The sequence below is a fragment of the Kitasatospora phosalacinea genome, from assembly GCF_000716545.1.
Lineage (GTDB): Bacteria > Actinomycetota > Actinomycetes > Streptomycetales > Streptomycetaceae > Kitasatospora > Kitasatospora phosalacinea.
Map to the genome: position 1 here is coordinate 1 of NZ_JNWZ01000100.1, position 22,802 is coordinate 22,802.

Below are 22,802 nucleotides of genomic sequence, written 5' to 3' on the forward strand. Positions count from 1 at the left end.
GGGGAGGGGCGGACGGGGGAGGGTGAAGGCTTCGCGGAGGGGGGCGTCCAGGAGGGCGGCGGCGAAGGCGGGGGCGTGGCGGGCGAGGGGGCCGGGGAGGCGGGCGGCGAAGATCGGGGCGACGGCGTCCCAGAGGCGCCGGCCGGCCTCGCTGGGGGCGAACCTGGCGGTTTCGAACTCCCGCATCCAGGCGGCGGCCCCGTCCAGGGCGGGCCCGGGCAGCGGTGGCAGGCGGAGGGCCGCGGCGAGTTCGGCGGCGAAGGCGGCGGCCGCCCCGCGTTCGGCGGGGGTGGCGGCGGCGGCCTCGACCGGGCAGACGGTGAAGCAGGCCAGCACGTAGCGCATCAGCTCCTCGTCCACGCCGGGGATCCGGTGCATCGCGGCGAGCGCGGCGACGGTCTCCCGGCCGGCGGGGCTGTCGACGCCGTGGCCGATCAGGGCGAACATCATGGCGCCGGTGGCCTTCGCCCTGGCCTTCGGCGCGGTGGCCAACTTGCCGGTGCCGGACAGGACTTCCGCGATCTCCGGGACGGCGAAGGTGCGGACGAAGCCGAGCGTGAGGCCGATTCGGGCGCGTTGCGGGCGGCGGTGCAGGACGAGCTCGGCGAACGCGTCCCGCGCCCGCGGTGGTGGCGGGGGGTTCATCCGAGCGGTTCCAGGGCGCGTTCCAGCAGCGGGGAGCGCAGGTAGGCGGCGACCAGGACCAGGTGGGCGCGCTCCTCGGCGGGGGCGGTGTCCAGGCCGGGCAGGGCGGGCTGCTCCTCGCGGGGTCGGGGCACCGCGCCGGCGGCCAGGGCGGTGACGGCGGAGCGCATCGCGGTGGCGACGACCAGCGCGTCCCGGTGGCTGGGGGCGAGCGCGGCGCGGCCGGCCAGGCGCTGCGCGGCGTGCACGGCGGCGGGGTCGACGAACGGGCGGAGGGTCAGCTGGCCGTCGCGGATCTCCAGGCCGCGCCGGGTGGTGCGCCATTCGAGGTCGCGCAGGGCGACGCGTTCGCGCCAGGCGGGGGAGGGCGGGCCTTCCAGGGCGAGGCGGCGGTCGGCCCGGTAGACGAGGTCCCAGAGCGGGCGCAGGGCGCGGAAGTCGCGGCGGCGGGCGGCCCAGGCGGCGCCGGCCGGGCCGGCGAAGCCGCAGGTGATGCCGATCGCGCCGAGGGTGGCGAAGGCCGGGCCGAGCGCGGTGCTGAGCCATTCGGCGCCGTCGACTCCGGCGTGCGCGAGGGCGATGGCGGCGAGTTTGCACACCACGTAGCCGCAGGCGGTGAGCGCGCCGAGGGCGATCAGCCGGATGCCGCGGCGCAGCCAGCCGTGCGGGAGCCGGGCGGCGTGGCCGAGGCAGACCCGGCCGATGTCGATCAGCGCGTAGGCGAACAGGCCCTGGTAGAGGGCGAGGAACAGGGCGGTGGCGGTGCGCGGGGCGAAGGTGGTGTCGAAGGTGAGGGGCGTCTCCGGCCGGTACGGGCCGCCGGCCAGGAAGAGCGCGACCAGCACGGGGACGAGGGCGGCGAAGAGGGCGGTGCGGTGGCGCACCCGCTGCCGCAGCCGGTCGTCCAGCGGGGCCCAGATCCGGTCGTCGGCGCGTTCCTCGGGCGGGGTCCAGACCAGGGCGAGGACCACGGCGGCGGCGGAGAAGCCGACGATGCCGAGGTAGACGAACAGGGTGGCGAGGTTGCCGACGCCGGTGAGGTGCCCGATGGCCCGGTACAGCAGCGGGGAGGCGAGCAGGAAGGCGGTGGACGGGGAGGCGATGGCCAGGGCGACCACCAGCAGTCCGAAGGAGGGGTCGCGCCGCCAGGCCCTGAGCTTGAGCGCGGCGACCAGCCAGGCGGCACTGCCGATACCCAAGTAGGCGACGTTGTACGGCAGTTCAGACATGCTGTCCCTTGCGGTGCTCCAATGCGGGGGCGAGCTGCGAGGTGGTGCCGGCGCCGGGTGCGAGCACCAGGATGCGCATCAGTTCGGCGCCGAGGACTTCGGCCTCCTCCTCGGCGGCGTCGTCGTAGTGCGAGCGGCCGAGCACCAGCCGGACCATCTCCGGGTCGATGGTGGGCAGTTCGACCTTCCCGGCGTCCTGGTCGGGGGAGGCGGGGGCGCTCAGGTGGCCGCACAGCAGGTGGGCCAGTTCGTGGCAGATGATGTGCGCCCGGTGCAGTCCGGAGGTCTCCTGCTCGACGTGGACGACGTCCTCGGCGGGGAGCCGTTCGACGAAGCCGGACGGTTCGCCTACCCGCATCCGGCGCGGGGCGATCCGGATCGGGCGGTCCAGGTGGGCGGAGACCGCGGCGCACAGCTCCTCGACGGTGCTCAGTGGTGGCAGGCGCAGTTCGCGCGCCACCGCCCGCATCCGCCGGCGGGTCCGCCCCAGTCCGTTCCCCGTACCCCGCACGTCGACCCCTTCCGGCAGCCGCCAGTGTCCCAGCGGCACCTGCTGGCGCTCCGTCACGTCTCCGGGCCGGCCTCGTCCGGCTGCCCGTCGGTCAGGCCCACGGCCCGCCGCAACTGCTCCACAATAGTGAGTGCGGCGTCCTGCATCTCCGGCGGCAGCCCGGCCGCGCGCATCGCGATCCGTTCGACCCTGGCGTCCCGCAGGGCCTCGATCTTGCGCAGGTCCTGCTCCACGGCGCGGGCGGTCTCCGAATCGGAGAAGTAGTCGAGCGGGACGCCGAAGAACCTCGCGATCCGGACGGCGTTCTCCAGGCTCGGTTTCTGCGTCCCCTTGCGCAGGTTGCCGATGTACGTGCCGCTCAGGCCGGTGCCTTCGGCGATTTCGGAGTCCCGCCAGGGGCGGCCGAGGTCCTTGGGGTAGATCACCGCTATCAGGCGCCGGAAGCGGCTGGCGAAGTCCGGGGCTCCGGCGCGGGATGTGTCCTGGGGCATGTGCCGGATCATAGAGGGTCCTTACCCCCGGGCGTATCCCTCATCCGTCCTCTTCTGCACGATCGTTGGCGGAATCGTGCGGAAACCGTGGCGGCCGGACGCCGGGTGGACCGGATCGTCGCGAAAGAATCCACGATAGTTGACACACCGTGGAGCCGGTCGGCAGGATCGGTGTCCGGATGCTCGGGCGCCGTTGCCCCACGGGGGTGGGCAGCGGCGCTCGGTAGTCCCCCTCCCGTCGCGGGGCCGTTTTCCCGCCGCTCGCGGACCGCCGGACATTCGGAGCCGAGAATTCCGCTACTTTCACGTCACCCCCTGTTTCCCGCAAGGTAGTTCGGCCCGGATATGCTGCGCGCGTCCGCGCCCGGCGGCATTTTCCGCCAGCTGATTCGGGCGCCCTTCCCGAAAGGCGCGCGCAGCCGATGGCACCCCGTCTCTCCGTCGTCGTCCCGGTGTACAACGTCGAGCGCTACCTCGCCGCCTGCCTGGACTCGATCGCCGACCAGACGTTCGCCGACCTGGAGTGCGTCATGGTCGACGACGGCTCGACCGACACCAGCGCCACCGTGGCCGAGGGGTACGCCGCGCGCGACCCCAGGTTCCGGCTGGTGCGGCAGGAGAACCAGGGCCTCGGCGCGGCCCGCAACACCGGCGTGCGCCACCTCGCCCCCGGCACCGAGTACCTGGCCTTCGTCGACAGCGACGACGTGGTCCCGCCGGACGCCTACCGGCTGATGGTCGACACCCTGGACGCCACCGGCTCCGACTTCGCCACCGGCAACGTGCTGCGGCTGCGCACCGCCGGCCTGGAGCCCTCGCACGTGCACCTCCGCCCGTTCGCCGAGACCAGGCTGCGCACCCACGTCAGCGAACTGCCCTCGCTGGTCACCGACCGCACCGCCTGGAACAAGGTCTACCGGCGCTCCTTCTACGACGCCGCCGGCCTGGACTACCCCGAGGGCATGCTCTACGAGGACGCCCCGGTCAGCGTCCCGCACCACTTCCTGGCGAAGAGCGTCGACGTGCTGTCCGAGCCGATCTACCACTGGCGGATCCGCGAGGACGGCGACCGCTCGATCACCCAGCGCCGCACCGACCCGCGCGGCCTGGCCGACCGGGTCCGCTCCATCGAACTCGTCCGCGGCTGGCTGCTCGACCGGCCCGAACCCGTCTTCCGCGAGCACCTGCGGGCCTACGACCACAACACCCTGGTCGAGGAGATCCCGATGTTCTTCTGGACCGTCCCCGACGGCGACCACGACTACCGGTACGCCTACCACCGGCACGTCACCCGGCTGGTCAGCGCGATAGGGGACGACCGGATCGAGGCGCTGCCGCGCTTCCTGCGCCTCAAGTACCGCCTCACCGTGGCCGGCCGGGTGCACACCCTGGCGAACGTCCAGCGCCTGCACCGCCGGGTGCGCAACACCCGCAAGGCGCTGCGCCGGAAGTAGCCGGGCGCCGGCGCCGCCCCCCGTTCGGCCGGGCGGCGGCTCAGTGCCCGGGGCAGGCCGGGGGCGCCGAACCGCCCCGCACGTCGGTCGACCTGAGGTAGGCCAGGCGGTGGTTGTAGCGGATCGGGTAGTAGGTGTCGCAGCCGACCACCAGGGTGCGGTCCTCGGGGGCGTCGCCGTCGATGTTCCGCGCGTAGTAGAAGTCGCCCCGGACCGGCTCGGCGTCCGCGGCGGGGTACGCCTGACCGGCCGGGACGGTCGCCGACAGCGGGACCACCTGCTGGACGGGGATCGAGGGGTGGCCCCGGTAGGCGGCGGCCTCCGGGTAGGCGCGGCCGTACACCGGGATCGAGGCGGAGCCGGGCCCGGGGGTGAGCACCGTGCGGCCGGGGCGGGCGTCGGGGGCGGCGGCGGTGCCGCCGGGGTTGGCGAACCACGCCTTCCGGCCGTCGTACCAGATCGCCGTCCAGTCGCCCGAGACGTCCGCGACCACGTAGCGGGCGCCGGTGACCGCCTTGTCGCGCCAGTCGGCGGCGTCCAGGGTGCCGTCGTTCAGCAGCGGGGCGTCGGGGGACGGGCCGGTGCGCAGGTAGACGAAGTTCTCCGGGCGGTCCGAAGTGCCGTTCACCGCAGGGCGGTTGGTGTCGAACGCGGGGGAGATCACCACGGTCGAGCCGACGGCGGGCGGACCGGCGGGGCCGGGCAGCGGGACGCCCAGCAGGTCCAGGTAGTGCGCCCAGTCCCAGAACGTGCCCGGGTCCCAGTGCATGCCGGCCGCGTTCGCCTGCACCGGTCCGGGGACGTCGTCGTGCCCGAGGACGTGCTCCCGGTCCAGCGGGATGCCGTAGCGCGCCGCCAGGTGGCGCACCAGCGCGGCGGAGGACTGGTACAGCTGCTCCGAGTACCAGGTCGGCCGGTCCTTCGGGAAGGCGTAGCCCTCGTGCTCGATGCCGATGGAGTGCATGTTGAAGGTCTTGTTCCCGGCGTGCCAGGCGACGTCCCGGTTGCTCACCAGCTGGGTGACGTGCCCGTCCGAGGAGCGCACCAGGTAGTGCGCGCTGGCCTGGCTCTTCGGGTTGCCGAAGGTGGCCAGCGAGCCGTCGTAGCCGCCCTCGGTGTCGTGCAGCACGACGTACTGGATCCGCTGGCCGTCGTCCGGGCGGTTCGCCTTCGTGTAGTTCCCGTACGAGGTCGGGTCGCCGGGGTCGGTCAGGGCGTACGCGGCCGGGCGGAAGTCGCAGTCCAGGTCGGCCGGGCAGTCGGCGTCGGCGTCGTCGGCGTCGGCGGAGCGGGGCGCCGGGCGGGCCGGGCGGTCGGGGTGCGGGACGGGGGCGGCGGCCAGGCGGACGTGCTGGCCGTCGGCGGTGGTGCGTTCGGCGCCGGTGCGCAGGGTGGCGAACACCCGGTCGGCGAACGGGTTCCGCTCGTCGTCGCCGCCGAACCTGGCCACCGTCCGGTACCAGTCGCCCGGGTCGGCGCTCGCGGCCCGGCCGGCCTCCCGCTGGTAGCGCGCGAGCAGCGCGGCGGCGGCGCGGAGGTTCTGCGCCGGGTCGGTCGCGACCTGCTCGGCGGGGCGGCCGATCAGCGCGGCGGCGGTGTCCAGGGTGTGCAGCCGGGGGCGGTCCGCCCCGGACGGGACGGCGGCCGGGTCGACCCGGGTCAGCCCGGTCACCCCGTGGTTGCCGGTGGTGCTCGGCGCGCCGCCGTGCGACTCCCACCTGGTCTGCTGGTAGGACAGCGCCAGCAGCAGGCCCGCCGGGACGCCGAACTCCGCTGCCGCGTCGGTGAACTGGCGTTGCAGTCGGCCGTCGGCGGGCGGCCGGCCGGTGGCGGTGGCCGGGGCCGCGCCCAGGACGGCGGCGACCAGGGCCGTTGCGGCGGCCGCGGCGGCGGCCCGGGGCATCCGGATCACCGGTGACCTCCCTGCTGGTGGGCGCGCCCGCGGACGTCCGCGCGGGCGGTCGCGACGCTACCGGCCGGGTCCGGCCGGACGGCGCTGCGACCCGCGCCCGGAAGGGTGGCCGTCCGCGGGGCCTCAGCGGCGCCGGCGCAGCAGGGCCGCCCGGGCCCGCAGCAGGGCGGGCACGAGCAGGTAGACCACGGTGGGGACGACCAGGCCGGTGATGACCAGCACCCGCAGCGGCACGGACAGGCCCGCCAGCGCGGGGCCGAGCAGGACCTGGGCCAGCGTGATCGCCGGGTAGACGGCCAGCCAGGTGAGCAGGGCGCGGACGTGCACGGAGGGGGCGGGGGTGGCGGGGACCGCGGGGGTGGCAGGGACCGCGGGGGCGGCAGGGGCGGTGGTGCCGGTCGGGAGGGTGGCGGTGGTGGTCGGCACGGGGCGCTTCCTGTTCGTCGGCAGGGAGGTGCGGTGGCTCCACGAAGGTAACCAACCAACCGGTTGGTCGTCAACTATCCAGTTGGTTGGCAGGTCGGGCCGCCCCGCCCTACGCTGACCGCATGACCCAGGACCCGACCTCCACCAAGCAACGGCTCCTCTCCGCCGCCCGGGAGGAGTTCGCCGCGCACGGGATCGCGGGCGCCCGCGTGGACCGCATCGCCGAACTGGCCGGCGTCAACAAGGAGCGCATCTACGGCTACTTCGGCAGCAAGCAGAAGCTCTTCGACCAGGTGGTCGCGCTGGCCCTGGACGAACTCGCCGAGGCCGTCCCGCTGCGCCCCGGCGACGACCCCGCCGAGTACGTGGGCCGGGTGTACGACTTCCACCGGGCCAACCCCGTCCTGGTGCGGCTCTCGCTCTGGGAGGGCCTGCACTACCGCGACGGGGCGCTGCCCGACGAGGAGCGCCGGGCCACCCACTACGAGCGGAAGGCCGCCGCGCTCGCCGAGACCTTCGGCACCGAGGTCTCCGCGCAGGTCACCGCCTGCCTGCTGAGCCTGATCGCGCTGGCCGCCTGGCCCAGTGCGGTGCCCCAGATGTCCCGGCTGATCCTCGGCGCCGGCCCCCGGCCCGAACCCGACCTGCGGACCCACCTGGTGGAGTTCGCCCGGCGCGCGGTCGCCGGCTCCCTCCCGACCGTCGCGGACGCCTGACCGGCGGCGTCCGCCCGGCACGCCGGTGCCCCCGGAGCGGGAACCCGCTCCGGGGGCACCGGCGTTCTCCCGCTACGCCTGCGGGGTCAGCCACTGGACGAACTGCACGACCACCCCGTTCGGGTCGGTGACCTGGAACAGCCGCTCGCCCCACGGCTCGTCCCGCAGCGGCATGGTGATCTCCACCCCGGCCTCCTTCAGCCGGGCCTCGGCGGCGGTCGCGTCGTCCACGGTGAACGCCAGGATCAGCCCGGCCGCGTGCTGGTCGCGGAAGCCCTCCGGCAGCACCTCCAGGCCCCGGCGCAGCAGCACCACGTTCATCCCGGCGTCCGGGTGGCCGAGCGAGACGAAGCCGTCGGCGGACATCTCCTCCTGGAAGCCGAGGTGCCCGGAGAAGAAGGCGGCGGAGGCCGCGACGTCGTCGACGGTGAGGGAGACGGCGGATCGGTTGATCTTCAAGGCGGGTCCTTCCGATCGTACGGATCGTGCTGTGCCAGAATCTCTGTACGCCGTACAGTATACACAGTACGGAGATTTTCGCATGGGAGAATCCCCCGCATGGCCAGCAACCGGAGCAGCGCCGGAGACCCGGCGCACACCCTCGCCCTGCTCTGGGGCGTCCCCGCCGCCCCCGCCGGCGGTCGGCGCGGACCGCGGCAGGCCCACTCACCGGCCGAGATCGCCGCCGCCGCGATCGGGATCGCCGACGCCGAGGGGCTGGACGCCGTCACCATGCGCCGCGTCGCCCAGGAGCTCGGCCTCTCCCCGATGGCGCTCTACACCTACGTCCCCGGCAAGGCCGAACTGCTCGACCTGATGCTCGACACCCTCTACGCCGCGATGCCCCGCACCGCCCCCGCCGACCCGGGCTGGCGCGCCCGCGCCGCCGCCGTCGCCGACGACAACCGCGCCCTGTACGCCGCCCACCCCTGGACCGCCGCCGTCCCCACCACCCGCCCGCCGCTCGGCCCCGGCCTGATGGCCAAGTACGAGTACGAGCTGCGCGCCCTCGAAGGCACCGGCCTCGACGACGTCCGTCTCGACGCCGCGCTCACCCACCTGCTCGGCTTCGTCCACACCTGCGCCCGGATGGCCGCCGACGAACGCGCCGCCCGGCAGGACAGCGCGATGAGCGACCAGCAGTGGTGGGAGGCCAACGCCGACCTGCTCGCCCGCGTCCTCGACCCGGCCCGCTACCCCGTCGCCACCCGCGTCGGCGCCGCCGCCGGCCAGGCCCAGGGCGGCGCCTACAACGCCGACCACGCCTACGAGTTCGGCCTCCCCCGGGTACTCGACGGCCTCGCCGCCCTGATCGAGCAGGTGCCCGACCGGTAGGGCGGCGGCCGGTCGGTGACCGCGCGGCGGGCGCGGGCGGTCAGGCGCGCAGGACGACCTTCCCCGCGACGGTGCCGGACTCGGCCAGGCGCATGGCCTCGGCGGCGCGGGCGAGGGGGAGTTCGGCGGCGACGGTCGCGGTGACCCGGCCGTCGCGCAGCGCCTGGAACACCGCGGTGAGGTCGGTGCGCAGCCGGGCGCGGAAGCGGGTGCGGTCGAGTGCCCGGCCGGCCCAGACGTTGTAGAAGTGGGCGTGGCGGCCGTTGGGCAGGGTGTTCCACAGCCACACCCGGCCGAGGAGCTTGAGGACGGGCCACTGCTTGGAGCCGTCGTCGTCGCGGGTGGAGGCGCTGCCGTAGGAGACGAGGGTGCCGCCGGGTGCGAGCAGGTGCCAGGAGTCGGTCAGGCCGCGGCCGCCGATGTGGTCGAAGACGGCGTCCACGCCGCGGGGGGCGAGTTCGCGGACGCGGGCGGGGACGTCCTCGGTGCGGTAGTCGACCGGCGTCACCCCCTGTGCGCGCAGCGCCGCGTGGTGGCGCGTGGAGGCGGTGCCGATCACGCGGGCGCCGGTGGCCAGGGCGAGTTGGACCAGGACCGAGCCGACACCGCCGTTGGCGCCGTGCACCAGGACGGTCTGCCCGGCGCGGACGCGGGCCTTGCGGTGGAGCATCTGCCAGGCGGTGACGCCGTTGACCACCACCGTCTCCGCCTCGGCCGCACCGATCCCGTCCGGGACCGGGACCAGGTCGGCGGCGTCCACGGCCACGTGGCTGGCCCAGCCGCCGACCTTGAGCAGGGCCGCGACCCGGGTGCCGACCAGGGCGGGATCGACGCCGTCGCCGACCGCGGCGACCGTTCCGACCAGGTCGTAGCCGGGGACGAAGGGGAAGGGCGGCTGGTCGTAGTAGCGGCCGCGGCGCATCTGCTGCTCGGCGAAGGAGACGCCGGTGGCCTCCATCCGGACCACGGCCCGGCCCGGACCGGGGACCGGGACGCGCGCGCGGCGCACCAGCAGCCCCTCCGGCTCGACCCTGCCCGGCAGCACGACCTCGATCGGTTCCCCGGTGTCCATCACAGCCTCCTCGACTCCCACCCGGCCTGTTAATGGGTGGCGCTCTCGTTAGAAGTTATAACTGGCAGGTCGAGTGACGGTCAAGCGCATTCGTAATACCCTCTAACCGGAAGGCGATCGGCACCGAAGGGAACGAGCACATGGCCACCGCCGGCAAGGACACCCCCCGCGAGCGCTACCGCGCCCAACTGCGCGCCGAGGTCAAGCAACACGCCTGGCAGCAGATCGCGGCCGCCGGCGCCGCCGGCCTCTCCCTCAACGCCATCGCCAAGCAGATGGGCGTCAGCGGCCCCGCCCTCTACCGGTACTTCGCCAACCGGGACGAACTGATCACCGAACTGATCCGCGACGCCTACCGCAGCCTCGCCGACGCGATCCGCACCACCGCCGCCTCAGGCGCCGACCTCGCCGACCTCGGCCGCACCCTGCGCACCTGGGCACTGGCCGACCCCCAGCGCTACTTCCTCCTCTACGGCACACCCGTCCCCGGCTACCACGCGCCCCACGACACCACCGCGATCGCCTCCGAGATCATGGACGCCCTCCTCGACGCCGCCCGGACCCCCACCGACACCACCGCCACCACCGGCGACCGCCCGCAGGCCCACCCCGCCGCCCTACGCCGCGCCCTGCACTTCTGGACCCGCCTCCACGGCGTCCTCTCCCTCGAACTCGCGGGCCACTTCACCGGCATGGACCTCGACCCCGCCGAGCTCTACGCCGACGAACTGCACCACCTCACCACCTGACCCGCCCCGGCGGCCGGCCCCGCACGCGCAGGAGCCCCGTGGCGCGCTGCGCTCGGGATCCTCCAGCAGGCGCGCGTTCTTCTCGACGGGCACGAGACGGCCGCCGGTGGCCCGAAGCAGCCGGGCCGCCTCGGCCCGCTCCACCAGCGGGTTCAGGTGGTACAACTCCTGGCTGGACTCGGTCTCGAAGGTCCTGTCGCCGGTGGACGGGTCGATGGTGCCGCCGGTCTCCGGAAGAGCGACCAGGACCCGGGCATCCGCGAGGGTGGTCCTCCCCGTCCGGGTGGGCTTCCGCCCCGCGCCGATCCAGTCGACGAGACCCCGGATCTGCTCGACGGCGCGTGGCCGCTCGGGTTCCATCAGGGCTTCCTGTCCGCCTCGGGCTCGGCGGATCCCATCATCGTGGGTCGGGGTTCCCACTAGGGTCGCAGCGATGAGCGAGTACCAGTACTACGAGTTCCTGGCGATCGACCGGCCGCTGACCAGCGAGGAGCAGGAGCAACTGCGGGCGCTGTCCACCCGAGCCCGGATCACCGCGACCAGCTTCACCAACGAGTACCACTGGGGCGACTTCCGCGGCGAACCCCGGCGGATGGTGGAGCAGTACTACGACGCTCACCTCTACCTGGCCGACTGGGGCACGCGCCGGGTGATCCTCCGCGTGCCCAAGGGGCAGCTCACGCTGCGGGCGCTGGAGCCGTACTGCTTCGACGAGTGCGTCGAGGCGTGGACGACCAAGACCCACCTCGTTCTGGACCTGCGCAGCGAGGACGAGGGCGGGGACTGGGAGGAGGGTGCGGAGGACTCGCTCGGCGCCATCGCCGGGGTACGGGCCGAGCTGGCTTCCGGGGATCACCGCGCCCTGTACCTCGCGTGGCTGTCCGCCATCGGCGCCTGGGCGCTGCAGGACGACAGCGAGGACGCCTACCAGGAAGCGGTCGAGCCCCCGGTCCCGGCCGGACTCGACCGGCTCACCGCGCCGCAGCGAGCGCTCGCGGACTTCCTGCGTGTCGACGCCGACCTGCTGGCGGTCGCCGCCCAAGCGAGCCCGCCCGCTCCAGAACCTCGGAGGAGGCCCGGGAAGAAGGAGCTGGCACCGCTGATCGCCGCGCTTCCTGAGAACGAGAAGGACGGCCTCCTACTGCGTCTCGCGCTGGGGGGTGAGCCTCAGCTGGGAGCCGAATTCTTGCGCCGCCTGCGCGGCGAGCCGCCCGTCGCGACAGTGCCCGGGCAACGCTCCGCCGCCGAGTTGCTGGACGCTGCGCACACGCTGGCTACCGAGCGCCAGCAGGATGCCGAGCGGGTTCGATTCGAGGCACGGACCAAGAAGCTGACCGCCCTGGCTACCAACGAGGAAGCGATCTGGCTCGAGGTCGAGAACCATGTCACGCGTAAGCAGACGGCCCGCTACGACGTCGCCGTGGCCCTCCTGGTCGAGCTCCGAGACGCCTGTGACCACGTCGGACGCGGCCTTGAGTTCCGGCAGCGGCTGGCCGTGCTCCGCGACCGGCACCGGCACCTGCCCGGCCTGCTGCGCCGGCTCGACGACCGGGCCCTGCGAGGCTGACGCCTGTCCTTCCCGCGCGTAGGGCTCGCCCACGGAGATCGGGTGGTCCCGGGCCGCGATCCAGCGGCCGGAATCAGTGCCCCTCGGTCCAGAACTGCTGGAGTCGCGCGATCGCCTGGGCCTTGTCCAGCTCGGCGACCTGGTCCTCGGTAAGTCCGACGCGGTTGATCAACATGTAAACCAGATCAACTGGAAGCGCCTCGCGTGGTGGCTCAGGCGCGCCTCGATCGGGAAGCGTGCCGTCCAGGACGCACGGCCAGAAGGCATCCTCCGTCACGTCCAGCTGATCGCGGAGGATGTGCGCCCACATGCTCGCGCCGTACACCGTGCGGTCGACCGGATGCGACACCCGCGTACGCAGGATCCGCCCATCGGGGAGCCCGAACTCATAGGTGACGTGGTGGGTCCCGGTGCGGCCGCGCGCGTCACGTACGCGTTCCCAGCCTTCGACCTTGCAGAACTGCTCGTGTCGTTCGCGTGTCGGCTGAGGCCAGGTCACTTCGCGACTCCGAGCAGCCAATCGCGGAGCTGCGCGTCGTCGCTGAGACCGATCAACTGGACCAGGCCCCAGTTGTCGCGGTGGTTCGGAGCGTTGAGGAGTCGGTCCTGCCAGTCCTCCGCGTACTCGCGGAGCGCGTCGACCATTTCGTCGATGGCCTCATCGAACGTGCCGCCGTCCGCGGCGACCGGGAGGCCGGGGAAGAACACCGACCAGCCGCCGCCCTCGGCGACCACCTCGGCCTTGGACGGACACAGCAGCTTGAGCGCGTGGCGCAGCCGCCCCGCGTCGACCACCGCCGCGTATCCGGTGTCCCGGCGAACGGTCGCGACCCGGCCTTGCCCGGCTGCGTCCAGCAGGTCCTTCAGGTGTGCGCGGGCTTCGGTGTAGCTCTCGTAGTGGACCGCTGTCATTGGGAGCCTCCTCGTCCGAGAACCAGAATTGCGCCCGCAAGGAAGTACGTCAAGTACGTCACGTACTTCGATGTCGGCGGGAGGATGGTGACCGTCCGCTGTGCCGTGGGCGTCAAACGGCACGAAAATGCCCCCGAAGCGAGCTGCTTCGAGGGCATCGTGCCTGGTCAAGCTATGTGGCCAGGGCCGGGGTCGAACCGGCGACCTTCCGCTTTTCAGGCGGACGCTCGTACCAACTGAGCTACCTGGCCGTACTGCACCGCCTCTTGCGAGACGAGCGATCCCGACGGGACTTGAACCCGCGACCTCCACCTTGACAGGGTGGCGAGCTAACCAACTGCTCCACGGGACCTCATGCGGATCGCTCCGCACAGGACCTTACTACGGTACTGCGTACCCCCAACGGGATTCGAACCCGTGCTACCGCCTTGAAAGGGCGGCGTCCTGGGCCACTAGACGATGAGGGCTTGCGGCCCTTCCGGCCGGATCATCCGGCGTTCGGGGACGTCGAGAAGCATATGGGATGCCGGGCGGGAACGCCAAAACGGTTTCCGGTGGTCGGCGCGGCGGGGTCGGTCGGAGGGGTGGGCGGTCAGGACCAGCCGAGTTCGTGGAGCTCGTCGTCGTCGAAGCCGAAGTGGTGGGCGACCTCGTGGATGACGGTGGTGCGCACCTCCTCGACGGCCTCCTCGCGAGAGCCGCAGTGGCGGAGGGTCGGGCCCATGTAGACCATGATCCGGTCGGGGAGGACGCCGGCGTACCACTCGCCGCGCTCGGTGAGCGGGATGCCCTCGTACAGGCCGAACAGGTCGGGGGTGGCGGGGTCGGGCTCGTCCTCGACGAAGACCGCGACGTTGTCCATCATCGCGGCCAGCCGTGGCGGAATCCGGTCCAGCGCGTCGGACACCAGCACCTCGAACTCGTCCCTGGTCATCTCCACGCGCCCCATTGTCGGAGTTCCGCTGACAGCGCGCCAGGTCATCCGCGCGGTGGAGCGGGAACCGGAGGGACGCGGAGGGACGCGGAGGGCGCGGTGGCGGCGCGCGGTCCGGGGCGAGCGCGGTGCTACCCGTGTCCCGGTGGGCGGCCGCGCGTTGGGCACCGGGAACGGTGGCGGCCCCCGGCGGGCCGTGCGGGAGGTGGCTCGATGGTGGCGGGTTGGTCGGCGCGTGGGCGGCGGGCGGCGGCGGGTTCGGTGGCGGCGGCGCTGGCCGTGCTCGGGCTGGGCGGGTGCATGTCGGTGGGCGCGGACGCCCCCGGCGGGGCGCTCCAGACGAAGCCGTCCGGGACGGGTGGTGGTGCGACGGCGAGCGCCAAGCCGGGCGCCGGCCCCGGTGCGCGGCAGGGCGCCCGGCCGGGGGAGCACGGCGGTTCGTTGAGCCTTGACGGCGCGTCACCCGGCGCGTCGCCCTCCACCGGGCCCCGGGCGCCCGGGGCCACCCCGCCGCCGGTACCGGAGGGGGTGCCGGGCGCGCCGGTGCAGGTGCCCGTCCCGTCGGCGAGCAGCGCGGCCCCGTCCGGGACGGCGAGCGGCCCGGCCTCGCCGCCGTCGCCCCCCGCGTCGCCCTCGGCGGACCCTTCGCCGAGCCCGCAGAGCAGTCCGCCGACGCCCTCGCACTCGGCGGTGCCGTCCGCGACGCCCAGCGGTCCGGGGTCGGAGGTGCCGAGCGGGTCGCCGTCGGCGCACTGAGCGGTTCGGGCCTTCGTTCGACCGCGTTGACCAGGCCATTTGCCTCTGATCCGCAGTCTCCCCTATGGTGGTAGATCGTTCGTTTGATCCTATTTGGCTGGCGCTCCTCATACACCTTTGAGCGCCCTTGGCGCGTTCCGGCGATCCGTGGCTGACCGCATAGAGGCGGTTTTTCAACAGACCCCCGGACTTTGGCGCGTGCCACTTCCGGAAGGTTTTGCATGTCTCTCGTTGACGACGCCCGCTTCGCCATGCCCGCGAACGGCTCCGACGCCGCCGACACCCACTCCCTCGACACCGACGCGCTGGACGCGGAGCTCGCCGAGCTCACCGTCGCCGACGCCGCCGCCGAGTTCGACACCGACATCGACGCCGATGCTGACGCCGAGGCCGACGACACCGCCGACGCCGCCGACGCCGAGCCCACCATCACCTTCGGTGACCTGGGCCTGCACGACGACGTGGTCCGGGCGCTCGCCAAGCGCGGCGTCACCACCCCGTTCCCGATCCAGGCCGCGACCATCCCGGACGCGCTGGCCGGCAAGGACGTCCTGGGCCGCGGCCGCACCGGCTCCGGCAAGACCCTGAGCTTCGGCCTCCCGCTGCTGACCCGCCTCGCCGGCGGCGAGCGCACCAAGGCCAAGCACCCGCGCGGCCTGATCCTGGTCCCGACCCGCGAGCTGGCCATGCAGGTCGCCGACGCGCTGGAGCCGTTCGGCTCGGTGCTCGGCCTGCGCCTCAAGGTGGTCTGCGGCGGCACCTCGATGTCGAACCAGATCTACGCGCTGGAGCGCGGCGTGGACGTCCTGGTGGCCACCCCCGGCCGCCTGCGCGACCTGATCAACCGCGGCTCCGCCAAGATGGACGAGGTCGAGGTCGCCGTCCTGGACGAGGCCGACCAGATGGCCGACATGGGCTTCCTGCCCGAGGTCACCGAGATCCTCGACCTGGTGCCGGCCGGCGGCCAGCGCCTGCTGTTCTCCGCCACGCTGGAGAACGAGATCGACACCCTGGTCAAGCGCTACCTGAAGAACCCGGTCACCCACGAGGTCGACCCGTCGGCCGGCGCGGTCACCACCATGACCCACCACATCCTGGTCGTGAAGCCCAAGGACAAGGCGCCGATCACCAACGCGATCGCCGCCCGCAAGGGCCGCACCATCATCTTCGTCCGCACCCAGATGGGCGCGGACCGGGTCGCCCAGCAGCTGATGGAAGCCGGGGTGAAGGCCGACGCGCTGCACGGCGGCATGACCCAGGGCGCCCGCACCCGCGTCCTCGGCGACTTCAAGGACGGCTACCTGAACGTGGTCGTCGCCACCGACGTCGCCGCCCGCGGCATCCACGTCGACGGCATCGACCTGGTGCTGAACGTCGACCCGGCCGGTGACCACAAGGACTACCTGCACCGCTCCGGCCGCACCGCCCGGGCCGGCCGCTCCGGCATCGTCGTCACCCTGGTGCTGCCGCACCAGCGCCGCGGCGTGTTCCGGCTGATGGAGGACGCGGGCGTGGACGCCTCGCGCCACATCCTCGACCACGCCTTCGACGCCGAGGTGGCCCGGATCACCGGTGCCCGCTCGCTGGTCGAGGTGCAGGCCGAGAGCGCGTCCGGCATCGCCGGCGCCGCCGAGCGCGAGGTCGCCGAGCTGACCCGCGAGCTGGAGCGCGCCCAGCGCCGCGCCACCGAGCTGCGCGAGGAGGCCGACCGCCTGGCCTCCCGGGCCGCCCGCGAGCGGGCCGAGCTGGGCATCGAGGACGAGGAGCCGGCCGCCGAGGCCGACGCCGAGGCCCCCGTCGCCGCCGTCGCCGTCCCGGCCGAGGCCGAGCCGGTGACCGAGGAGCGCACCCCGTCCTACCGCGAGGCCCGCAACGACCGCCCGGCGTACAACAACCGGGACCGCGGCGACCGTGAGCGCGGTGGCTTCAACCGTGACGACCGTCCGGCCCGTTCCTTCGGTGACCGGGACCGTGGCGAGCGCGGCGGTTTCAACCGTGACGCCGTGACGACCGTCCGGCCCGTTCCTTCGGTGACCGGGACCGTGGCGAGCGCGGCGGTTTCAACCGTGACGCGTGGCGGCCGTTCGTTCGGCGGCGACCGTGAGCGCGGCGGCTTCAACCGCGACGACCGTCCGGCCCGCTCCTTCGGCGACCGGGACCGCGGCCAGGCCGGTGGCGGCAGCCGTCCGTTCGTGCGGCGCGACGACCACCGCTCCGGTGGGCGCCCGCAGGGTGGCGGCTTCAACCGCGACGACCGTGGCGGCCGTTCGTTCGGCGGCGACCGTGAGCGCGGCGGCTTCAACCGCGACGACCGTGGCGGCTTCAACGGTGGCGGCGACCGCAAGCCGCGCTGGAAGAACTGACCTGCCGCAGGCAGGACGATCCGGGCCCGCTCCACTTCGGTGGGGCGGGCCCGCCCGCGTTCCCGGGGCCGAAAATCGTTGGTGGGGGCGGGAGTCGGGGGTTAGCGTGCCGGAGCATGAGCAGTAGGCAGCAGGCCCTGGCCGCGCAGAACGAGCAGATCGCCGACCGGGGCGAGTACCGGAGTCCGGGCGGGGCGGTGGTGCGGATCGCCGAGGAACTGGCCGAGGCCCGGGCCGGCACGGTCTCGTACCGGGCGGACGCGGAGTTCGGGCCCGGGCCGGGGCCGCTGGCGGCCGGGGCGGTGGTCGAGGTGACCGACGAGGGCAGCATGCAGGCGGCCCGGCGGCTGGTGGGGGACGGCGGGCGCGGCGTCGCGGTGCTGAACTTCGCGTCCGCGCGCAACCCCGGCGGCGGGTACCTGCGCGGTGCCAAGGCCCAGGAGGAGGACGTCTGCCGCTCCTCGCTGCTGTACCGCTGCCTGCTGGAGGCCCCGGACTACTACGCGGCGCACCGGGCCTCCACCGACCTGCACTACAGCCACCGGGTGATCTGGTCGCCCGGGGTGCCGGTGATCCGGGACGACCGGGGGGAGCTGCTGGAGCGCACCCACCGGGTCGGCTTCCTGACCTCGCCCGCGCCCAACGCGGGCCAGCTGGCGCTGCGTTCGCCCGACCGCCGGCTCGACCTCGGCCCGGTGCTGGCCGAGCGGGCCGGGCGGGTGCTGGCCGTCGCCGCCCGGCACGGCGTCCGGGAGCTGGTGCTGGGCGCGTGGGGCTGCGGGGTGTTCCGCAACGACCCGGCGGAGGTGGCGGACGCGTTCGGGCGGGCCCTGGACGGGTGGGGCGCGGCCTTCGACCGGGTGGTGTTCGCGGTCTGGGACCGCAACCGGCCCTCGGCGAACCGGGCGGCCTTCGAGAAGCGATTCGGCGGCTGAACGCCCTTGCCCGGCCGGGTCAGTCGCCGGTGGCCAGCGCGGAGGCGGCGGCCACCACGCCCGTCACCGACAGCACGGCCGGCCAGGCGCCGATCTTCTTCGCCAGCGGGTGCGAGCCGCCGAACGCCGCCAGGTACAGCGCGGTCAGCCCCGCCGCGGCCGGCGCCCCCGACCGCCGCCCCCAGCGCACCGCGGCGGTCGCCCCGGCCGCGGCCAGCACCGCGCCCCCCAACTCGCGCCGGCCGCTGAACCGCGCGGTCGCGTACCCGCCGATCAGCCCGGTGGCGGCGACGGCGGCGGTGGCGGGGAAACGGGCCATGGGACGTACTCCTTCACGACGGCGGACCGGGATCGGCCGGTGGACGCACCGGTGGACGGCACCGTCCACGGTAACGCTCCCAACGAGCCGCCCGCCGTGCGGGGAACGGGGATTGGGATACTCGGGCGGTGACCGCCACAGAGTCTGAACCGACGGGGGACGGGGAGCTGCGGGCGAGCCCGCTGGAGCTCTTCTTCGACCTGGTCTTCGTCTTCGTCATCACCCAGCTCACCGCGAGCCTGGCCCACCACCTCACCCCGGGCGGGCTCGCCCGGGTGCTGGTGATGCTGGCGGTGATCTGGTGGATGTACGACGCCTACATCTGGGTCGCCAACGCGGTCCCGCCGCGCACGGCCGGGCAGCGGGCGCTGATGCTGCTGGGGATGGGCTGCTTCCTGGTCATCGCGCTGAGCGTGCCGCGGGCCTTCGAGGGCGGCGGCGAGACCTTCGGCTGGGCGTACCTGCTAGTGATCGCCGTGCACACCGGGATGTTCGCCACCGCCGGGGTCCGGCTCGGGGCGGTGGCGCGGATGGGGGCGCTCAACCTGCTGGGGGCCGGGCTGGTGATCACCGGCGGCTACCTCCGCGGCGGGCCCGAACTGCTGCTCTGGACGGCCGCGTTCGCCCTCCAGCTGGCCATCCCGTACCTGGTCGACCTGCCGCGCTTCCAACTGCGCGCCGACCACTTCGTGGAGCGCCACGGGTTGGTGGTGATCGTGGCCTTCGGCGAGTCGGTGATCGCCATCGGGGTCGGCATCGGCGAGGCGGAGCTCACCCCGGCGCTGATCGGCGCCGCGCTGCTCGCGCTGACCGTCTGCGTCGGCCTGTGGTGGGCGTACTTCGGTGCGGACGACGAGGAGCACGCCGTCCGCGCGATGGCCGGGCTCGACGACGCGCGGCGCAACCTGGCTGCCATCAAGGTCTACAACCTGGGCCACTACGGGCTGCTGCTGGCGGTCATCCTGTTCGCCACCGGCGCCAAGAGCGCCACCGCGCACCCGGGTTCGACGATCCACCTGCCCGAGGCGCTCGCCCTGGCCGGCGGTGTCGCGCTCTTCCTGGGCGCCAACACCGCCGTCCGCCGGATCCTGGTGCTCGGCCCCGTCCGGCTGCGGCTGCTGGCCGCAGCGCTGGTCATGGCCGCCGTCCCGCTCGGCATCCGGGTCGGCGCGCTCGCCCAACTCGCCGCCACCGCAGCCGTCCTGGCCCTGGTCTTCCGGGCGGAGGGGCGTCCGGCGGGCGGGCCGCCGCCCTACCTGCCGGCGGCCCGGGCCGAGGAAGCCGCCGCCGTCACGCCGGGCCCAGCGAGCGGAGGGCGGTGAGTTCGGCGTCGGTGGCGCCGTGGTCGCGGAGGTAGGCGGCCAGGGAGCCGTGGCGGGCGGTGGCGCGGTCGAGGGCGGCGTGCAGGTGGGCGGCTTCGACGGGGCGGGACAGGCGTTCCACCCCGGCCGCGTCGTAGTAGGGCACGGGGCCGCGGTCGAGCCCCAGGCCGGGGTTGGAGAGCAGGAAGTCGGCGGTGGCGCCTTCGAGCGACAGGCCGGCCAGGGTCTGCAGGACGGCGATGGTCAGGCCGGTGCGGTCCTTGCCGACGGCGCAGTGCACCAGCAGCGGGGCGCCGGTGGCCAGGGCCCGGACGGCGGCGGCGACGGCGATGCCGCCGGTCTCGGCCATGAACGGGTAGAGCGCGGCCTGGTCCTCGGGCCAGGCCCGGTCGGTGGTGGCCGGATCCGGCAGCAGCGGCAGGTGCAGGTAGTCGACGCCGTCCGGCAGCCGGTCGGGGTACTGCTCGACCTCCGGGGTGCTGCGCAGGTCGAGGACGGTGCGGACGCCGAGCTCCGCGAAGCGCCGCCGGCCCTCGTCGGTGAGGCGGTTGAGGGTGGCCGAGCGGTAGAGCAGCCCGGGGCGGTAGACGCCGGCCCCGGCGTCGCGGAGGTTGGGGACGTCGGGGATGTCGAGGAACGGAGCGGCGGCGATCTCGGTCTCGGTCATGCGTTCCACGGTAGGGGCAGGGGCGGACGCCGGGCCGGGGCGTTCACCGAACCGGTACCGAGTCCCGGGCCGGGGCGTTCACCGAGCCGGAGCCGGAGCCGGAGCCGGAGCCGGAGCCGGAGCCGGAGCCGGAGCCGGAGCCGGAGCCGGAGCCGGAGCCGGAGCCGGAGCCGGAGCCGGGCCGGGCCGGTCAGCGTCCGCCGGCCGCGTCCAGGAAGGCGCCGGTGACGTACGAGGCGGCGGGGGAGAGCAGGTACAGGATCGCCTCGGCGATCTCCTCGGGCTGCCCGCCGCGCCCCATCGGCAGGTTCGGGCCGACCCGGTCGACCCGGCCGGGCTCGCCGCCGAGGGCGTGGATGCCGGTGTGGATCAGGCCCGGGCGGACGGCGTTGACCCGGATGCCCTCGGCGGCGACCTCCAGCGCCAGGCCGGTGGTCATCGAGTCCAGCGCGCCCTTGGACGCCGCGTAGTCGACGTACTCGTTGGGCGAGCCGAGCCGGGACGCCGCCGAGCCGACGTTGACGATCGCCCCGCCCCGGCCGCCGTACCGGGTGGACATCCGGCGCACCGCCGCGGCCGCGCACAGGAACGGGCCGGTGATGTTGGCGGCCCAGATCCGGTTCAGCCGGTCCTCGTCGAGCTCGTCCAGCCGGCACTGCTTCTCCAGCGTGCCCGCGTTGTTCACCAGCGCGGTGAGGGTGCCGAGTTCGCGGTCGACGGTGTCGAAGAGCTCGGCCACCCCGGCGGTGTGCGAGACGTCCGCGCGGACGGCGACCGCGGTGCCGCCGGCGGCCGTGATCCGCTCCACCACGGCGTCCGCCGAGGCCCGGTCGCTGCGGTAGTTGACGCACACCCGGTAGCCGCGCCCGGCGGCGAGCAGCGCGGTGGCCGCCCCGATGCCGCGGCCGCCGCCGGTGACCACCAGCACCTCGTCCTGCTGCGCCATGCCGCTGCTCCTCCGCCTGTCCGTCCGTCCACGATGTGTGCGGTTCCGACCGTAGCCCATCAGGTGAAATCCCTTTGCGGCCGGTGCGGTCTGCGGCCGAGCATCACTGCCATGGATCCCTCGCTCTCCCCCCACGGCCCGCTGCGGGCCGAACTGCCCGACGCGGCCGCCTACCTGGCCGCCGACGAGGTCGTCGACCACGACCACCCCGCGATCGTCGCGCTCGCCGCCGGGCTGCGGCGGGCGGACCCGGTGCGGACCGCCGAGGCGGCGTTCGAGTACGTCCGCGACCGGATCGACCACTCGGCGGACGTGGGCCGCTGGTCGGCCGCCTACCGGGCCTCCGACGTGCTCGCCGCCGGGAACGCGATCTGCCACGGCAAGTCGCACCTGCTGGCCGCGCTGCTGCGCGCCAACGGCATCCCGGCGGGCCTGTGCTACCAGAAGCTGGACGTCCTGCACGGCCTCAACGGCGTCCTGCTGCCCGGCAGTTCGTGGTGGGTCCGGCTGGACGGCCGGGGCAACCGGAACGGCGCCGACGGGCACTTCGCCACCACCCCCGCCGAGGAGCGGCCGGCCTGGGCCAACGACCCGGCGCTCGGCGAGCACCACTACACCACCGTGTACGCCACCACGCCGAAGGCGCTGCTGGACGGCCTGCGGACGGCCGTCCCGAACTCCACCGGGTACGGCTACCTGCCGCTCGAACTGCCGGATTCGGTGCGGTAGTCCGCCGTCGGCCGACCTCGGCACGTCCGCCCGCCCGGCCGGAAATCGTTCGCGCGGGCGGCCGGGCCCGGGAGACACTGCCGCTTCCACCCGTGTCCGCACCCGCCCGCGACCGCCGAGGAGGCGTCCGCCCGTGAACGTCCTGCTCTCCGGCATCGTCGGCTCCACCGCGTACGGCCTGGCGCACCCCGGCTCCGACCTCGACCGGCTGGGCCTGTTCGCCGCGCCCACCGTCTCCTTCCACGGCCTGCACCGCCCCGCCGAGTCGCACGTCACCACCAGCCCCGACCGCACCCTGCACGAGGCCGCCAAGTGGTGCCGGCTGGCCCTCAACGGCAACCCGACCGCCACCGAACTGGTGTGGCTGCCCGAGGAGTCGTACGAGGTGCGGACGCCGCTCGGCGAGGAGTTGATCGGCCTGCGGGAGACCTTCCTGTCCGGCCCGGCGGTCCGGCGCGCCTACCTGGGCTACGCCGACCAGCAGTTCCGCAAGCTCACCGCCCGCGACCGCACCGACCCGGCGGGCCGGGCCAGGGCCGCCAAGCACGCCAGGCACCTGGTCCGCCTGGTCCGCCAGGGCGTCACCCTGCACGAGACGGGCCGGCTGGAGATCCGGCTCCCCGATCCCGAGCACGTCCGCGCCCTCGGCGAGCGCTACGCCGACCGCCCCGAGGAGGCCGCCACCCTCCTCGCCGACGCCGCGACCCGCTTCGACCGCCCCGGCGTCCTCCCCGCCGCCGCCGACGAACGCCCCGCCGAAGCCTGGCTCCACCGCGTCCGAACCGCCCACCTCCCCCCGGCCTGACCCCCGC

At 74.2% G+C, this 22,802-nt stretch carries 24 protein-coding genes and 3 tRNA genes; 10 read left to right on the forward strand and 17 right to left on the reverse strand.

Annotation, left to right across the window (positions count from 1 at the left end; genetic code table 11):
• From OO48_RS32220 to OO48_RS32235, 4 genes are all read right to left on the reverse strand, one after another.
• On the reverse strand, positions 1 to 645 hold a 645-nt coding region (locus OO48_RS32220), incomplete at its 3' end, for a hypothetical protein (RefSeq protein WP_051733282.1).
• On the reverse strand, positions 642 to 1,874 hold the full coding sequence (locus OO48_RS32225) for an MAB_1171c family putative transporter (RefSeq protein WP_033222820.1): 1,233 nt from the start codon (positions 1,872 to 1,874) through the stop codon (positions 642 to 644). The genes OO48_RS32220 and OO48_RS32225, both read right to left, overlap by 4 nt.
• The gene (locus OO48_RS35600) at positions 1,867 to 2,442 is read right to left on the reverse strand and encodes a hypothetical protein (protein ID WP_051733284.1); all 576 of its coding nucleotides are present in this window, start codon (positions 2,440 to 2,442) and stop codon (positions 1,867 to 1,869) included. The genes OO48_RS32225 and OO48_RS35600 overlap by 8 nt, the downstream gene beginning before the upstream one ends.
• Positions 2,439 to 2,876 carry a helix-turn-helix domain-containing protein gene (locus OO48_RS32235; protein WP_063830794.1) on the reverse strand — a complete coding sequence of 146 codons (438 nt, stop codon included), beginning with the start codon at positions 2,874 to 2,876 and terminating at the stop codon, positions 2,439 to 2,441. The genes OO48_RS35600 and OO48_RS32235 overlap by 4 nt, the downstream gene beginning before the upstream one ends.
• A gap of 422 nt (positions 2,877 to 3,298) precedes the next feature.
• Between OO48_RS32235 and OO48_RS32240 the strand changes: the two genes are divergently transcribed.
• A complete protein-coding gene (locus tag OO48_RS32240; protein ID WP_033222822.1) occupies positions 3,299 to 4,330 on the forward strand; it encodes a glycosyltransferase family 2 protein in 1,032 nt (343 codons plus the stop codon).
• 40 nt (positions 4,331 to 4,370) lie between these two features.
• Here OO48_RS32240 and OO48_RS32245 read toward each other — a convergent pair whose 3' ends face one another.
• Positions 4,371 to 6,233 carry an N-acetylmuramoyl-L-alanine amidase gene (locus OO48_RS32245; RefSeq protein WP_245194893.1) on the reverse strand — a complete coding sequence of 621 codons (1,863 nt, stop codon included), beginning with the start codon at positions 6,231 to 6,233 and terminating at the stop codon, positions 4,371 to 4,373.
• Positions 6,234 to 6,365: 132 nt separating this feature from the next.
• Entirely contained in the window at positions 6,366 to 6,668 is a 303-nt protein-coding gene (locus OO48_RS32250) for a putative antibiotic biosynthesis monooxygenase (RefSeq protein ID WP_033222824.1), read from the reverse strand.
• Positions 6,669 to 6,790: 122 nt separating this feature from the next.
• Here OO48_RS32250 and OO48_RS32255 point away from each other — a divergent pair, with 122 nt between their 5' ends.
• Complete coding sequence (locus OO48_RS32255; RefSeq protein WP_033222825.1) at positions 6,791 to 7,384, forward strand: TetR/AcrR family transcriptional regulator; 594 nt, start codon at positions 6,791 to 6,793, stop codon at positions 7,382 to 7,384.
• 72 nt (positions 7,385 to 7,456) lie between these two features.
• Here OO48_RS32255 and OO48_RS32260 read toward each other — a convergent pair whose 3' ends face one another.
• A complete protein-coding gene (locus OO48_RS32260) occupies positions 7,457 to 7,843 on the reverse strand; it encodes a VOC family protein (protein ID WP_033222826.1) in 387 nt (128 codons plus the stop codon).
• Positions 7,844 to 7,942: 99 nt separating this feature from the next.
• Between OO48_RS32260 and OO48_RS32265 the strand changes: the two genes are divergently transcribed.
• Positions 7,943 to 8,719 (forward strand): TetR/AcrR family transcriptional regulator, encoded by a 777-nt coding sequence (locus OO48_RS32265; RefSeq protein ID WP_033222827.1) that lies wholly within the window; start codon positions 7,943 to 7,945, stop codon positions 8,717 to 8,719.
• A gap of 40 nt (positions 8,720 to 8,759) precedes the next feature.
• Here the strand turns inward: OO48_RS32265 and OO48_RS32270 are convergent, their stop codons facing one another.
• Positions 8,760 to 9,791: a medium chain dehydrogenase/reductase family protein gene (locus OO48_RS32270; protein WP_033222828.1), complete on the reverse strand. Its 1,032-nt coding sequence runs from the start codon at positions 9,789 to 9,791 to the stop codon at positions 8,760 to 8,762.
• 140 nt (positions 9,792 to 9,931) lie between these two features.
• Here OO48_RS32270 and OO48_RS32275 point away from each other — a divergent pair, with 140 nt between their 5' ends.
• Entirely contained in the window at positions 9,932 to 10,540 is a 609-nt protein-coding gene (locus OO48_RS32275) for a TetR/AcrR family transcriptional regulator (protein ID WP_033222829.1), read from the forward strand.
• 433 nt (positions 10,541 to 10,973) lie between these two features.
• A complete protein-coding gene (locus OO48_RS32280) occupies positions 10,974 to 12,107 on the forward strand; it encodes a hypothetical protein (protein ID WP_033222834.1) in 1,134 nt (377 codons plus the stop codon).
• A 73-nt stretch (positions 12,108 to 12,180) separates the two neighbouring features.
• Here OO48_RS32280 and OO48_RS32285 read toward each other — a convergent pair whose 3' ends face one another.
• The 6 genes from OO48_RS32285 to OO48_RS32310 form a co-directional block, all read right to left on the reverse strand.
• Positions 12,181 to 12,606, reverse strand: coding sequence for a hypothetical protein (locus OO48_RS32285; protein WP_033222836.1), 426 nt, complete (start codon positions 12,604 to 12,606; stop codon positions 12,181 to 12,183).
• Positions 12,603 to 13,019 carry a prevent-host-death protein gene (locus OO48_RS32290; RefSeq protein WP_033222838.1) on the reverse strand — a complete coding sequence of 139 codons (417 nt, stop codon included), beginning with the start codon at positions 13,017 to 13,019 and terminating at the stop codon, positions 12,603 to 12,605. The genes OO48_RS32285 and OO48_RS32290 overlap by 4 nt, the downstream gene beginning before the upstream one ends.
• A 177-nt stretch (positions 13,020 to 13,196) precedes the next feature.
• Positions 13,197 to 13,270: transfer RNA gene (locus OO48_RS32295), tRNA-Phe, on the reverse strand.
• A gap of 27 nt (positions 13,271 to 13,297) precedes the next feature.
• Positions 13,298 to 13,371: transfer RNA gene (locus OO48_RS32300), tRNA-Asp, on the reverse strand.
• A gap of 42 nt (positions 13,372 to 13,413) precedes the next feature.
• A tRNA-Glu gene (locus tag OO48_RS32305) sits at positions 13,414 to 13,486 on the reverse strand.
• A gap of 125 nt (positions 13,487 to 13,611) precedes the next feature.
• Positions 13,612 to 13,953, reverse strand: a complete 342-nt coding sequence (locus OO48_RS32310) for a metallopeptidase family protein (protein ID WP_033222849.1) — start codon at positions 13,951 to 13,953, stop codon at positions 13,612 to 13,614.
• A gap of 977 nt (positions 13,954 to 14,930) precedes the next feature.
• Between OO48_RS32310 and OO48_RS34690 the strand changes: the two genes are divergently transcribed.
• Together OO48_RS34690 and OO48_RS32320 are read left to right on the forward strand one after the other, a co-directional pair.
• Positions 14,931 to 17,072: a DEAD/DEAH box helicase gene (locus OO48_RS34690; RefSeq protein WP_245194892.1), complete on the forward strand. Its 2,142-nt coding sequence runs from the start codon at positions 14,931 to 14,933 to the stop codon at positions 17,070 to 17,072.
• A 116-nt stretch (positions 17,073 to 17,188) separates the two neighbouring features.
• Positions 17,189 to 18,007 (forward strand): TIGR02452 family protein, encoded by an 819-nt coding sequence (locus OO48_RS32320; RefSeq protein ID WP_033222840.1) that lies wholly within the window; start codon positions 17,189 to 17,191, stop codon positions 18,005 to 18,007.
• Between the two features lie 19 nt (positions 18,008 to 18,026).
• Here the strand turns inward: OO48_RS32320 and OO48_RS32325 are convergent, their stop codons facing one another.
• Positions 18,027 to 18,326, reverse strand: coding sequence for a hypothetical protein (locus tag OO48_RS32325; protein WP_033222841.1), 300 nt, complete (start codon positions 18,324 to 18,326; stop codon positions 18,027 to 18,029).
• Between the two features lie 128 nt (positions 18,327 to 18,454).
• Between OO48_RS32325 and OO48_RS32330 the strand changes: the two genes are divergently transcribed.
• A complete protein-coding gene (locus OO48_RS32330) occupies positions 18,455 to 19,648 on the forward strand; it encodes a low temperature requirement protein A (RefSeq protein ID WP_051733289.1) in 1,194 nt (397 codons plus the stop codon).
• On the opposite strand, the gene OO48_RS32335 is transcribed toward OO48_RS32330, so the two are convergent.
• Positions 19,617 to 20,315, reverse strand: coding sequence for a tyrosine-protein phosphatase (locus tag OO48_RS32335; RefSeq protein ID WP_051733291.1), 699 nt, complete (start codon positions 20,313 to 20,315; stop codon positions 19,617 to 19,619). The two genes, OO48_RS32330 and OO48_RS32335, sit on opposite strands and share 32 nt — an antisense overlap.
• A gap of 190 nt (positions 20,316 to 20,505) precedes the next feature.
• Complete coding sequence (locus OO48_RS32340; RefSeq protein ID WP_033222842.1) at positions 20,506 to 21,261, reverse strand: SDR family oxidoreductase; 756 nt, start codon at positions 21,259 to 21,261, stop codon at positions 20,506 to 20,508.
• 111 nt (positions 21,262 to 21,372) lie between these two features.
• On the opposite strand from OO48_RS32340, the gene OO48_RS32345 reads away from it, so the two are divergent.
• Positions 21,373 to 21,990 (forward strand): transglutaminase-like domain-containing protein, encoded by a 618-nt coding sequence (locus OO48_RS32345; protein WP_051733293.1) that lies wholly within the window; start codon positions 21,373 to 21,375, stop codon positions 21,988 to 21,990.
• A 133-nt stretch (positions 21,991 to 22,123) separates the two neighbouring features.
• Positions 22,124 to 22,795: a nucleotidyltransferase domain-containing protein gene (locus OO48_RS32350; RefSeq protein WP_033222843.1), complete on the forward strand. Its 672-nt coding sequence runs from the start codon at positions 22,124 to 22,126 to the stop codon at positions 22,793 to 22,795.
• Positions 22,796 to 22,802: the final 7 nt, after the last annotated feature.